This is a genomic window from Micromonospora craterilacus (genome assembly GCF_003236315.1).
GTDB lineage: Bacteria > Actinomycetota > Actinomycetes > Mycobacteriales > Micromonosporaceae > Micromonospora > Micromonospora craterilacus.
Genome location: NZ_POTY01000215.1, coordinates 1 through 12,623 on the forward strand (window position 1 = coordinate 1; position 12,623 = coordinate 12,623).

Annotated in this window: 11 protein-coding genes; all 11 read left to right on the forward strand. The window is 73.7% G+C overall.

Annotated features, from left to right (window positions below; genetic code table 11):
• A partial coding sequence (locus tag C1I95_RS26275) for an ABC transporter permease (protein WP_111217685.1) occupies window positions 1–974 on the forward strand: 974 nt, incomplete at its 5' end.
• A 107-nt stretch (window positions 975–1,081) separates the two neighbouring features.
• Window positions 1,082–2,134, forward strand: a complete 1,053-nt coding sequence (locus C1I95_RS26280) for a substrate-binding domain-containing protein (RefSeq protein WP_111217687.1) — start codon at window positions 1,082–1,084, stop codon at window positions 2,132–2,134.
• A 54-nt stretch (window positions 2,135–2,188) separates the two neighbouring features.
• On the forward strand, window positions 2,189–3,364 hold the full coding sequence (locus C1I95_RS26285) for a Gfo/Idh/MocA family protein (protein ID WP_438941340.1): 1,176 nt from the start codon (window positions 2,189–2,191) through the stop codon (window positions 3,362–3,364).
• A 505-nt stretch (window positions 3,365–3,869) separates the two neighbouring features.
• Window positions 3,870–5,030, forward strand: a complete 1,161-nt coding sequence (locus tag C1I95_RS26290; RefSeq protein WP_111217692.1) for an inositol-3-phosphate synthase — start codon at window positions 3,870–3,872, stop codon at window positions 5,028–5,030.
• Window positions 5,014–6,006, forward strand: a complete 993-nt coding sequence (locus C1I95_RS26295) for an SCO3242 family prenyltransferase (protein WP_111217704.1) — start codon at window positions 5,014–5,016, stop codon at window positions 6,004–6,006. The genes C1I95_RS26290 and C1I95_RS26295 overlap by 17 nt, the downstream gene beginning before the upstream one ends.
• A complete protein-coding gene (locus C1I95_RS26300) occupies window positions 6,003–6,893 on the forward strand; it encodes a sugar phosphate isomerase/epimerase family protein (RefSeq protein WP_111217694.1) in 891 nt (296 codons plus the stop codon). The genes C1I95_RS26295 and C1I95_RS26300 overlap by 4 nt, the downstream gene beginning before the upstream one ends.
• A 14-nt stretch (window positions 6,894–6,907) precedes the next feature.
• The gene (locus C1I95_RS26305) at window positions 6,908–7,528 is read left to right on the forward strand and encodes an EboA domain-containing protein (protein WP_111217696.1); all 621 of its coding nucleotides are present in this window, start codon (window positions 6,908–6,910) and stop codon (window positions 7,526–7,528) included.
• Entirely contained in the window at window positions 7,528–8,379 is an 852-nt protein-coding gene (locus C1I95_RS26310) for a TatD family hydrolase (RefSeq protein WP_111217698.1), read from the forward strand. The genes C1I95_RS26305 and C1I95_RS26310 overlap by 1 nt, the downstream gene beginning before the upstream one ends.
• Entirely contained in the window at window positions 8,379–9,575 is a 1,197-nt protein-coding gene (eboE, locus tag C1I95_RS26315; RefSeq protein ID WP_111217700.1) for a metabolite traffic protein EboE, read from the forward strand. The genes C1I95_RS26310 and eboE overlap by 1 nt, the downstream gene beginning before the upstream one ends.
• Window positions 9,576–9,713: 138 nt before the next feature.
• Complete coding sequence (locus C1I95_RS26320) at window positions 9,714–11,102, forward strand: alkaline phosphatase family protein (protein ID WP_199523915.1); 1,389 nt, start codon at window positions 9,714–9,716, stop codon at window positions 11,100–11,102.
• Window positions 11,099–12,166, forward strand: a complete 1,068-nt coding sequence (locus C1I95_RS26325) for a polyprenyl synthetase family protein (RefSeq protein ID WP_111217702.1) — start codon at window positions 11,099–11,101, stop codon at window positions 12,164–12,166. The genes C1I95_RS26320 and C1I95_RS26325 overlap by 4 nt, the downstream gene beginning before the upstream one ends.
• The last annotated feature ends 457 nt before the right edge of the window (window positions 12,167–12,623 follow it).

Below are 12,623 nucleotides of genomic sequence, written 5' to 3' on the forward strand. Positions count from 1 at the left end.
GCGCGCGGCGCAACCTCGCCCTGATCGGGGTGCTGGTGGCGCTGATCGTGATCGGCGCGGCCACCCGGTCCGACCTCTACTCCAACCCCGACTGGGTCTGGGCCAACATACTCAGCATCCTCAAGCTCGCCTCGGTGGTCGGGGTGGTCACCGTCGGGATGACCTTCGTGATCATCGGCGGCGGCATCGATCTCTCGGTCGGCGCGATCGTCGCGTTGGCCGGGGTCTGGTGTACCACGCTCGCCACCCAGAGCTACGGCGCCGGCGGCATGATCTTCTCGGCGATCGTCGTCGGGGTGGCGGTCGGCCTGATCAACGGGACGCTCATCGCGTACGGGCGGCTGGTGCCGTTCATCGCCACGCTGGCCATGCTGGTGGCCGCCCGGGGGCTGGCCGCCGAGATCTCCGACAAGCAGACCCAGATCTCGAACAACGGCACCATCAACGGCATCGCCAGCAACAACCTGTTCGGCATTCCGCTGCTGGTCTACATCCTGGCCGCCGTCGTCGCGGCCGGGTGGGTGCTGCTCAACCGGACCACCTTCGGCCGGCGTACGGTCGCCGTCGGCGGCAACCCGGAGGCCGCCCGGCTGGCCGGCATCAACGTCAAGCGGCACACCCTGATGCTGTACGCGCTCTCCGGGCTGTGCTGCGGCATCGCCGCCATCATGCTCACCGCCCAGGCCACCTCGGCCCAGGCGGCGATGGCGAACCTCTACGAGCTGGACGCGATCGCCGCCGTGATCATCGGTGGCACGCTGCTCAGCGGCGGGCGGGGAACCATCATCGGCTCCCTGCTCGGTGTGATCATCTTCGCCACCATCACCAACCTCTTCGCGATCAACGACCTCTCCACCGAGGCACAAAACATGGTCAAGGGCGGCATCATCGTCGCCGCCGTCCTGGTCCAGCAGGTCCAGTTCCGCAGCCTCACCCAGTTCCTCGGCCGTAACCGGCTCACCACCACCACCTGACCCGTTCCGCTACCTCGACAAGACACCGGGCCACCCGAGCAGACGACGGTGGCCAGGCCCCGCACACCCAAAATCCCTCTCCACCACTGAATAACCAGGAGGTCGTCATGACCCAGCACAGTCGCGACATGTCGCGGCGCCGGCTGCTCTTCGGCGGGGCGGCCGTCGGAGCCGGCGTGATCCTCGCCGGTTGCACCAGCAACGACGAGCAGCCGACCCAGGCGCAGACCAAGGCGGCGGAGACTGGCGGCAACGCCGAGCCCGGCAAGCAGGTGACGATCGGCTTCTCCGCGCCGGCCGCCGACCACGGCTGGATCGCCGCGATCACCAACAACGCCAAGGCGCAGGCGGCGGCGTACTCCGACGTGGAGTTCAAGACGGTCGAGGCCGGCGCGGACGCGGCGGCCCAGCGCGCGGCGCTGTCCACCCTGATCTCCCAGAAGCCCGACGTGATCGTGCTGCTGCCGCACGACGGCAAGGAACTCAACTCGTTCGGCCTGGAGGCGATGCAGGCCGGCATCCCGGTGGTCAACCTGGACCGGGCCTTCCCGGACGCCAAGGCGTACCGGTTGCAGATCAAGGGTGACAACTACGGCATGGGCGTCTCCGCCGCCACGTACATCCTGGAGCAGCTCAAGGCCAAGGGCGTCAGCAACCCGGTGATCGCCGAGATCGCCGGGATGAACGAGCTGGAGCTGACCCAGGAGCGGTCGAAGGGCTTCGCCGACACCCTGGCCCAGAGCGGCCTGAAGGTCGCCAACCGGCGGGCGGCCCGGTTCACCGTCGACAGCGGGCAGCAGGAGGCGAGCCAGCTGCTCCAGGCTCTGCCGAAGATCGACGCGATCTGGAACCACGACGACGACCAGGGCATCGGCGTGCTGGCCGCGATCAGCCAGGCCAGCCGCACCGAGTTCTTCATGGTCGGCGGCGCCGGCTCGAAGAAGGCGATGGAGGACATCCAGGCGGACAACACGGTGCTCAAGGCGACGGTGACCTACAGCCCGTCGATGGCCTCCTCGGCGATCTCGCTGGCCCGGCTCATCGGTCAGGGCCGGGGAATGTCCGACCTGGTGGAGCTCCAGGTGCCCAAGGAGATCGTCCTCGCCTCCGAGACGATCACCAAGGAGAACGCGAGCGACTACCTGAAGCTCGGGTTCTGATACAACGGGGGGAGACCCACCTTGTCCACGACAGACAGGCAGCTGCGGGTCGGCATGGTCGGCTACGCGTTCATGGGCGCCGCGCACTCGCAGGCGTGGCGCACCGTGAACCGGGTTTACGACCTGCCGGCGCGGGCCCGGATGGTGCTCGTCGCCGGGCGTGACCCCGGGAAGGTGGCCGAGGCCGCCGACCGGCTCGGCTGGGAGGAGCACACCACGGACTGGCGGGAGCTGGTGGCCCGCCCGGACATCGACGTGGTCGACATCTGCACGCCGGGGGACAGCCACGCCGAGATCGCCCTCGCCGCACTGGCCGCCGGCAAGCATGTGTTGTGCGAGAAGCCGCTGGCCAACACCGTCGCCGAGGCTCGCGAGATGGCCGCCGCGGCGGCCGTCGCCCGGGCCGGCGGCGCACGGTCGATGTGCGGGTTCAACTACCGGCGGGTGCCGGCGGTGACGCTGATGCGCCAGCTGGTCGCCGATGGGCGACTCGGCGAGATCCGGCACGTCCGGGCCAGCTATCTGCAGGACTGGATCGTGGACCCGCAGTTCCCACTGGTCTGGCGGTTGCGCAAGGATCTGGCGGGCTCCGGCGCGCTGGGCGACATCGGTGCGCACATCATCGATCTGACCCAGTACGTCACCGGTCAGCGGATCACCGGCGTCAGCGCGGTGACCGAGACCTTCGTCAAGGAACGGCCGCTGCCGGCCGAGTCGAGCGGGCTCGCCGCGCAGGCTGACGGTGCCGCCGCCGCCACCGGGCCGGTCACCGTCGACGACGCGGCGGTCTTCGTGGCCCGGCTCGACGGCGGGTCACTGGCCACCTACGAGGCGACCCGGTTCGCCACCGGGCGCAAGAACGCTCTCCGCGTGGAGATCAACGGGTCGCTGGGCAGTGTCGCCTTCGACCTGGAGCGGCTAAACGAGCTGGAGTTCTACGACGCGACGCGACCCACCGCCGAGCAGGGCTTCAGCCGGATCCTGGTGACCGAGGGCGAGCACCCGTACCTGTCGGCCTGGTGGCCGCCGGGCCACATCATCGGGTACGAGCACTCCTTCACCCACCAGATGCGCGACTTCATCGAGGCGGTGGCGACCGGCGTCGATCCGACGCCCTCCTTCGCCGAGGCGTTGCAGGTGCAGCTGGTGCTGGACGCGGTGGTCCGGTCGGCCGAACGGGGGTCCTCGTGGACCGACGTGGAGCCGACGCTGGCGACGGTCGCCGCCTGAGCCACCTCCGGTACCGACCGGCGAGGGCCGGCCGCGGTTGCGCCCCGCGGCCGGTACGGGTCGGGACCGGAGGTCGTGCCCACGGGCCACCCGGCCCGGTGGCACGAGTAATGCGGTCGTCCGGTGCGGCCGGACCGGGATTCCCCGGCCGTACCGGAGGACCGCCGCCCCGGCGGCCCCAGCGCCGCCACACCGACCTCAGCCGCCTCCGGGCGGTCCGTGTTTGACGAGTCGTCCGGTCGGGCGCGCCGCGTGCCGGCCGGCCGGATGCGGGGCAGGCAGGGGCGAGACGCCGACCGCCCCTGCCTGCCAGCCCCGTCCGTCCGCACCCGCTCCGGGTCACCGGTCCGGCGGCGTCGCCGCCGACTTCGGCGCCGGCCGGTGAGTATTCCACCGGGGCGGACGGCGGACGGGGCGCATCCGCACAAAGGGTATCTTTCGGAACGATCTTCTGATATCCATGTAGTTCTATGCAGGCCGGTTTCCCCGACCGGGAAGGAGTGCCATGCGTACGGGTGTCTGGCTGGTGGGAGCGCGCGGTTCGGTCGCGACCACCAGCATCGTGGGGGCGCTCGCCCTGCGGGCCGGGTTGAGCGGACCGACCGGGTGCGTCACCGAGCTGCCCGAGGTGCGTGGTCCGGCCCTGCCGGCCTTCGCCGACCTGGTCTTCGGCGGGCACGACGTGGTCGCCACCCCCCTCGCCAAGCGCGCCGAGGCGCTCGCCACCGCCGGCGTGCTGCCGGCCCGCCTGGTCGCCGCACTGCCCGAGGAACTGGCCGAGGTCGAGCGGGAACTGCGTCCCGCGCCGATTACCGGGAGCCAGGCCGACCGGGCCGCCGCGATCGGCCGCGACCTCACCGAGTTCCGGGAGCGGCACGGGCTGGCCCGCGTCGTGGTGGTCAACGTCGCGGCCACCGAACCGGCGCCCGGCCCGCACCCCGCGCACGCCGACCCGGACGCGCTGCGGGCCGCCCTCAGCGGCCCCGACGAGGTGCTGCCGCCCAGCTCGCTGTACGCGTACGCGGCGGTGACGGCGGGCTGCCCGTACGTCGACTTCACCCCGTCGACCGGGCTGCGGCTGCCGGCGTTGACCGCGCTGGCCGACACCCACCGGGTGCCGTACGCGGGGCACGACGGCAAGACCGGGGAGACCCTGCTCAAGTCGGTGCTCGCCCCGATGTTCGCGATGCGCCACCTCGCCGTCCGGTCCTGGTCCGGGCTCAACCTGCTCGGCGGGGGCGACGGCGCCACGCTGGCCGACCCGGCCGCCAACGCCGCCAAGGTGCGCAGCAAGCAGCGGGTGCTCGGCGAGACGCTCGGCTACCTGCCGCAGGGCGACACCCGGATCGAGTACGTCGAGGCACTGGGCGACTTCAAGACCGCCTGGGACCTGGTCACCTTCGCCGGGTTCCTGGGCACCGGGATGCGCCTGGAGTTCACCTGGCACGGCTGCGACTCGGCACTGGCCGCCCCGCTCGTGCTCGACCTGGCCCGGCTCACCGCCGCCGCGCACGCCGCCGGCCACACCGGGCCCCTGGCCGACCTCGCTTTCTTCTTCAAGGACCCGCTCGACAGCACCACCGGATCGCTCGCCGACCAGTGGACCCGGCTGTGCGCGTTCGCCCGCCAGTTGCACGGTGGAGGTGCCGATGCCGAGCGTGGCTGACCTCGCCGAGCTGGTCCGGGCCCCGGCCGCGCTCTCGGTGCCGGGTGACGTGGTCGCCGGCGCCGCCGCGGCGGGCGCGCTCGGCCCGCGTACGCCGGCCCTCGCCGCCGCGTCGGTGCTGCTGTACTGGGCCGGCATGGCCGCCAACGACTGGGCGGACCGGCGGTTGGACGCCGTCGAACGCCCGGAGCGGCCGATCCCCAGCGGCCGGGTCGCCCCCGGGCTCGCGGTCGGCCTCGCCGCCGGTCTCACCGCCGCCGGTGTCGGTCTCGCCGCGGCGGCCGGCGGCCGCCGCGCCGCCGCCGTCGCGCTGCCGCTCGCCACGGCCGTCTGGGGGTACGACCTGGCGGCCAAGAACACCGCCGCCGGGCCGGCCGTGATGGCCGCCTGCCGCGGGCTGGACGTGCTGCTCGGCGCGGCCAACGGGCGGCCGGTGCGGGCGCTGCCGGCGGCGGTCACCGTCGCCGCGCACACCTGGACGGTCACCGCCCTCTCCCGCCGCGAGGTGGACGGCGCCGACCGCGCGCTGCCACTGCGTACCCTCGCCGGCACCGCCCTGGTCGCGGCGAGCGCCGCGATCCCGCCCGCCATCGGCCGGCGCCGCGGCGCGGCAGCATCCGGCGGCGTGCGGACCGGCCCCGGGGCCACACCCGCCCCGGCGGAGGCTGCCGGCCCGCTCGCCCGGGTCTCCCGCCGGTCCGGGGTGGGGGAACGCCGGGTCGTCGGCGCCGTGGCGGTGGCCCTGCCCGCCGTCCTCGCCGGCTGGTACGCCGTCCGGTACGGCACCGCGCAGGCGCGGGTGGTCGCCCAACCCGACGCCGGCCGGGTCCGGGCGGCGGTGGGCGCCGGGATCACCGGCCTGCCCGCGTTGCAGGGCGCGCTGACCGCACGCGCCGGTGCCGGCCTGCTCGGGCTGGCGGTGGCGGCGGCCGCGCCGCTGGGCCGGCGACTGGCCCGGAAGGTCTCCCCGACATGACCGCCGCCGCCCGTTCCGCAGCTCCCGGGCCGGGGGGCGACGGGCTGCGGTTCGGGTACGGCACCAACGGCTTCGCCAACCACCGCCTCGACGACGCGCTCACGGTCATCGCCGACCTCGGCTACGCCGGGGTCGCGCTCACCCTGGACCACGACCACCTCGATCCGTTCGCGCCCGGACTGTCCCGGCGGGTCGACGCCGTCGGCCGCCGGCTGGCGGCGCTCGGCCTCGCCGTGGTGATCGAGACCGGCGCCCGGTACCTGCTCGACCCCTGGCACAAGCACGCCCCGACGCTGCTGCACGACGAGCCGGCCCGCCGGGTCGAGTTCCTGCGCCACGCGGTGGCGATCGGCGCGGACCTCGGAGCCGAGGCGGTCTCCTTCTGGGCCGGGGTGCGGCCCGAGTCCGTCCCACCGGCGGTGGCCTGGGACCGTCTGGTGGCCGGCTGCGACACGGTGGTCGCGGCGGCCGACGCCGCCGGAGTGACCCTGGGTTTCGAACCCGAGCCGGGCATGCTGGTCGAGGACATCGCCGGGTGGCGCCGGCTCTCCGCGGCGCTGGGCACACCGGCCCGCCTGGGCATCACCCTCGACATCGGACACTGCCGCTGCCTGGAACCGCAGCCGGTGCCCGACTGCGTCCGCACGGTCGCCGCGCACCTGGTCAACGTGCAGATCGACGACATGCGGCGAGGCGTGCACGAACACCTGGAGTTCGGCACGGGCGAGATCGACTTTCCGCCGGTACTGGCCGCGCTGCGCGAGGTCGGCTACCGGGGTCTGGTCGCGGTCGAGCTGCCCCGCCACTCGCACGCCGCACCGGCCGTGGCCGCCCGGTCGCTGGACTTCCTCCGCGCCGCGGCCGGCGGCAGCACAGGCAGCAACTGAGGAAGGGGACGGCGATGACACCGGACGAACTGCGGGCAGCCCTGCGAGGCGTACCCGACCCGGAGTGGCTGGCGGCGGCGGTGCACCGCATCGGGTTCGAGCCGACGACGATCACGACCTTCTTCGCGGCCGCCGGCCGGCGCTGCGGCCGGGCCGAGCTGCCCGACCTGCCCGGCTGGACCGCCGACGAGGCGGCCCGCGCGCTGCTGCTGACCGCCCTGCCGGCCGGCCACGCCGGGTGGGCCGAGGCGCTCTACCGCGACGGGGACGCCGCCGAGAAGCGGGCCGTGCTCAAGGCGCTGCCGCTGCTGCCGATCGGTGCGGCCGGGTTGCCGCTGCTGCACGACGCCATCCGCACCAACGACACCCGGCTGGTCGCCGCCGCCCTCGGCCCGTACGCGCACCACCTCGACCCGCCGACGTGGCGGCAGGCCGTGCTCAAGTGCGTGTTCACGGGCGTACCGCTGGCCGTGGTGGCCGACCTCGACGCCCGCGCCGACGGGGAACTGGCGGCGATGCTCGCCGCGCTCGCCGCCGAGCGGCGGGCCGCCGGTCGGGCCATGCCCGCCGACGCCACCGAGCTGCTGGACCGACTCAGCGCCCGGGTCGACCAACCGCACCTCAGGGAGGCGTGATGCGCATCTTCGACCCGCACATCCACATGACATCCCGGACCACCGACGACTACGAGCGGATGGCCGCCGCGGGCGTCCGGGCGGTGGTGGAGCCGGCATTCTGGCTCGGCCAGCCGCGCACCAACCTCGGCTCGTTCACCGACTACTTCGACTCGCTGGTCGGCTGGGAGCCGTTCCGGGCCGGGCAGTTCGGGGTACGCCACCACGCCACGGTCGCGCTCAACCCCAAGGAGGCCAACGACCCGCGCTGCCGGCCGGTGCTCGACGTGCTGCCCCGCTACCTGGAGAAGGACGGCGTGGTGGCGGTGGGCGAGATCGGGTACGACTCGATGACGCCCGAGGAGGACGCCGTCTTCGCCACCCAGCTCGCCCTGGCCGTGGCGCACGACCTGCCGGCGCTGGTGCACACCCCGCACCGGGACAAGGCCCGGGGCGTCGAGCGCAGCCTCGCCGTGGTCGCCGAGTCCGGCATCGAGCCGGGCCGGGTGGTGCTTGACCACCTCAACGAGGTGACCGTGAAGCTGGTCCGGGACACCGGCTGCTGGCTCGGCTTCTCCATCTACCCCGACACCAAGATGTCCCCACCTCGGATGGTCGAGCTGCTCAAGGCGTACGGGACCGAGCGGATGCTGGTCAACTCGGCCGCCGACTGGGGGCGCTCCGACCCGCTGCTCACCCGGGCCACCGGCGAGGCGATGCTGCTCGCCGGGTTCACCGACGAGGACGTCGACCGGGTGCTCTGGCGCAACCCGGTCGAGTTCTACGGGCAGTCCGGGCGGCTGGACCTGAACGACGAGGACGCCGCGGAGCCGACCTTCGCCGGCAACTCGATCCTGCGCGGTGGCAGCTGATGCGGCTGCGACACCCCGGCGGGCGCACCGTCCACCTCGGGTACTGCACCAACGTGCACCCCGCCGAGGACCTCGCCGGCATCCTCGCCCAACTCGACCGCTACGCGGTGCCGGTCCGCGCGGCGCTCGGCACCGACTTGCTCGGCCTCGGCCTGTGGCTGGCCGCCCCGGTCGCCGCCGAACTGGCCGCCGACTCCGGCGCCCGCCGCCGGTTGCGCACCGAGCTGACCGTACGCGGCCTGGAGGTGGTCACCCTCAACGGCTTCCCGTACGCGGCCTTCCAGGCACCCGTGGTCAAGGGCGCGGTGTACCAGCCGGACTGGACCACCACCGAGCGGCTCGGGTACACCCTCGACCTGGCCCGGGTCCTCGCCGACCTGCTGCCGGACGACGCCGTCCGCGGCTCGGTCTCCACCCTGCCGCTGGCCTGGCGACAGCCCTGGGACAGCACCCGGGCGGACGCCGCCCGCCGCCGGCTCGACCAGCTCGCCGCCGGGCTCGCCGCCGTCGAACGGGACACCGGACGGCCGGTGCGGGTCGGCTTCGAACCGGAGCCCGGCTGCATCGTGGAGAGCACCGCGCAGGCGGTGACCGCGCTGTCCGGCGTGGACACCGAGCGGCTCGGGATCTGCCTGGACCTCGCCCACCTGGCCTGTGCCTGGGAGGAGCCGGCCGCCGCCCTCGACCGGCTGGCGGCGGCCGGCCTGCCGGTGGTGAAGGTGCAGGTGTCCGCCGCGCTGGAGGCCGCCGACCCGGCCGGGGACGCCGGCACGTTGCGCCGCTGGGTCGAGCCGCGTTTCCTGCACCAGACCCGGGCCGCCGGCTGCGCCGGCGCGACCGCCACCGGCCCGGCGGATCCGGCCTGGGCGGCCGACGACCTGGACGGCGCGCTCACTGCGGCGCTGCCGGGCCCGTGGCGGGTGCACTACCACGTGCCGCTGCACGCGCCACCCGAGCCGCCGCTGGGCTCGACCCTGCCGGTGCTGCGCGCCGCGCTGGCCGCGCTGCTCGCCGGGGCCGACGCCGGCTGCGACCACCTCGACGTCGAGACGTACACCTGGGGGGTGCTGCCGGCGGAGCGGCGCCCCCGCACCGACGCGGACCTGGCCGCCGGGATCGCCGCCGAGCTGGCCTTCGCCCGCGACGAGCTGGTCACCCTCGGCCTGACCCTGACCGAAAGCGAGGTGGCGGCATGAGCGAGCGGCAGCGAGCGAGTAGTCAACGCTGCGGGAGTGCCGGCCCGCAGCGGAGCGGAGGGGTGGCATGAGCGAGCGGAAGCGAGCGAGTCGTCAACGCTGTGGAGATGCCGGCCCGCAGCGGAGCGGAGGGGTGGCATGAGCAGACGCCTGGTGGTGCTGGACGTGGTGGGGCTGACGCCGCGCCTGCTGGCGCACATGCCCCGGCTGCGTGCGGTGGCCGACGCCGGTTTCCGTGCCGAGCTGGGTACGGTGCTGCCGGCGGTGACCTGCTCGGTGCAGTCGACCTTCCTCACCGGTGCCCGCCCCAGCGAACACGGGATCGTCGGCAACGGGTGGTACTTCCGGGACCTGGGCGAGGTGTTGCTGTGGCGGCAGCACCACGCGCTGGTCGGCGGGGAGAAGCTGTGGCAGGCCGCCCGCCGGGCGGAGCCCGGCTACACGGTGGCGAACGTCTGCTGGTGGTACGCGATGGGCGCGGACGTGGACTGGACGGTCACCCCGCGTCCGGTGTACCACGCCGACGGTCGCAAGGATCCGGACTGCTACACCGATCCGCCGGAGCTGCACGACGAGCTCACCGACGCGCTGGGCACCTTCCCGCTGTTCACCTACTGGGGGCCGGGCGCCGGGCTGCCGTCGTCCCGGTGGATCTGCCAGGCGGCCGAGCGGATCCTCGCCGACCACGCGCCGGACCTGACCCTGGTGTACGTCCCGCACCTGGACTACGACCTGCAACGCTTCGGTGCGTCCTCGCCCCGGGCCGCCGCGGCGGCGGCCGAGCTGGACGGCGTGCTCGCCCCGCTGCTGGACGCCGCGCAGGCGAAGGACGCGACGGTGGTGGTGCTGTCGGAGTACGGCATCACCGACGTCTCCCGGCCGGTCGACGTCAACCGGCTGCTGCGGGCCGAGGGGCTGCTGCGCGTCTACACGCAGGCCGGGATGGAGTACCTCGACCCGTGGACCTCGCGGGCGTTCGCCGTCGCCGACCACCAGGTCGCCCACATCTACGTGCGGGACCCGGCGGACGTGCCGGCGGTGGCGAAGCTCTGCGCCGGGCTGCCCGGGGTGGCCGAGGTGCTGGACGCGGCCGGCAAGGCGGCGCACGGGCTGGACCACCCGCGCGCCGGTGAGCTGGTGCTGGTGGCCGAGCCGGACGCCTGGTTCACGTACTACTACTGGCTGGACGACGCCCGGGCGCCGGACTTCGCGCGACTGGTCGAGATCCACCGCAAGCCCGGGTACGACCCGGCGGAGCTGTTCTTCGACCCGGCCGACCCGGGCGCGGCGAAGCGTCGCGCCGCCGTCGCGCTGGCCCGCAAGAAGCTCGGCATGCGGTACCTGATGAGCGTGGTCGGGCTGGATGCCGGGGCACGGGCGGTCCGGGGTTCGCACGGGCGACTGCCCGCCGACCCCGCCGACGGGCCGGTCCTGCTCTGCTCCGACCCGTCGGCGGCCCGGGAGCGGATCGCGGCCACGGAGGTGAAGGGGCTGCTGCTGGAGTTGGCCGGGTTGGAGGGGCGATGACCGTCACGGTGGCGCCGACCGACGTGAACGGGCTGCGGGCCCGGTTCGACGCCGAGTTGACCGCCTTCCTCGACCGGCAGGACCCGGACTGGCCGGACGGCGCGCCGCGCGGCGTCTTCACCACGCTGCACCGGTTCGTGCTGGCCGGCGGCAAGCGGTTGCGTCCGCTGTTCTGCTACTGGGGCTGGCGGGGCGCGGGCGGTCCGGACGGCACCCCGATCGTGGCCGCCGCGGCGGCGCTGGAGCTGTTCCACGCGTTCGCGCTGATCCACGACGACATCCTCGACGGCAGCGATCAACGCCGGGGGGAACCCTCGGTGCACCGGATCTTCGCCGACCTGCACAGTCGCTCGTCCTGGCGGGGCGACCCGGAGGCGTACGGGCGCAACACCGCGCTGCTCTGCGGTGACCTCTGCGCGGCCTGGTCGGACCAGATGTTCCACGAGTGCGGGCTGGGCGCCGAGACGGTGCACCGGGGGTACGGCGTCTTCGCGTTGATGCGTACCGAGGTAATCGCGGGGGAGTACCTCGACCTGGTGTCCGGGGTGGGTGACGGGTCGGTGGCCAGCGCGCTGACCGTGATCCGGATGAAGGCGGCCCGCTACACGGTCACCCGGCCGCTGCAGATCGGTGCCACGCTGGCCGGGGCGGCGCCGGAGCTGGTCGCCGCGCTGGCCGAGTTCGGCGATCCGCTGGGCGACGCCTTCCAGCTGCGCGACGACGTGCTCGGGGTGTTCGGCGATCCGGCGGTCACCGGCAAGTCCGTCCTCGATGATCTGCGCGAGGGCAAGCCGACCGTGATGATGGCACTGGCCCGCGACGCCGCCGACCGGGCCCAGAGCGCGCGACTGCGGGAGTTGTTCGGCAACCCCGAGCTGGACGCGGAGGGTGCGGCCGAGCTGCGGCAGATCATCAAGAGCACCGGCGCCCGCGACAAGATCGAGCAGATGATCCAGGTCCGCGCCGAGGAGGCGCTGGCCACCCTGGCGCACACCGGAGTGACGCCGGAGAGCCGGGTGGCGTTGACCGCGCTGGCCAACAAGGCGATCGACCGACAGCGCTGACGGCCGGGGCGTGCCACGCGTGGGATCGCCGACTTTCGATCGTGGGGACGGAAGTTGGTATCCCTGCGCCGGAAGGATATAGACACATCTAAAAACTTAGTTTAATGTCGTCGGCAACACCGAAATGTCTCGTCGAGGTGAACCGGCGGCGCGGGAACCCATCGACTGGTGACCACGGAACACGTGGCCCACCATCCATCGGTGGCCATGGCCGACTCGGTACCCAGACCGGCGGCCGACGGCACCCTCCCCGGCTACGGCATCCGGCGCGACGGCGCGCGCCCGCCCTGGCAGTCACTCGTCAGGAAGGGACACCACAGCGATGTCCATCAAGGACACCACCCCACCCCGTCCCCCACGCTGGTTCACCGCCGGCTCGGCGCTGCTCCTGGTCGCCACCGCCGGCACGGTCGCCCTCGGCGCCGGCCCGGCCACGCTCGGCGGCCCCACCCCGGCC

Excerpts from the sequence above, each read along its gene's own strand:
- C1I95_RS26280 (WP_111217687.1), top strand. The coding sequence starts at position 1,082 with ATGACCCAGCACAGTCGCGACATGTCGCGGCGCCGGCTGCTCTTCGGC.
- C1I95_RS26295 (WP_111217704.1), top strand. The coding sequence starts at position 5,014 with ATGCCGAGCGTGGCTGACCTCGCCGAGCTGGTCCGGGCCCCGGCCGCG.
- C1I95_RS26320 (WP_199523915.1), top strand. The coding sequence starts at position 9,714 with ATGAGCAGACGCCTGGTGGTGCTGGACGTGGTGGGGCTGACGCCGCGC.
- C1I95_RS26300 (WP_111217694.1), top strand. The coding sequence starts at position 6,003 with ATGACCGCCGCCGCCCGTTCCGCAGCTCCCGGGCCGGGGGGCGACGGG.
- C1I95_RS26325 (WP_111217702.1), top strand. The coding sequence starts at position 11,099 with ATGACCGTCACGGTGGCGCCGACCGACGTGAACGGGCTGCGGGCCCGG.
- C1I95_RS26310 (WP_111217698.1), top strand. The coding sequence starts at position 7,528 with ATGCGCATCTTCGACCCGCACATCCACATGACATCCCGGACCACCGAC.
- C1I95_RS26290 (WP_111217692.1), top strand. The coding sequence starts at position 3,870 with ATGCGTACGGGTGTCTGGCTGGTGGGAGCGCGCGGTTCGGTCGCGACC.
- C1I95_RS26285 (WP_438941340.1), top strand. The coding sequence starts at position 2,189 with ATGGTCGGCTACGCGTTCATGGGCGCCGCGCACTCGCAGGCGTGGCGC.
- eboE (WP_111217700.1), top strand. The coding sequence starts at position 8,379 with ATGCGGCTGCGACACCCCGGCGGGCGCACCGTCCACCTCGGGTACTGC.
- C1I95_RS26305 (WP_111217696.1), top strand. The coding sequence starts at position 6,908 with ATGACACCGGACGAACTGCGGGCAGCCCTGCGAGGCGTACCCGACCCG.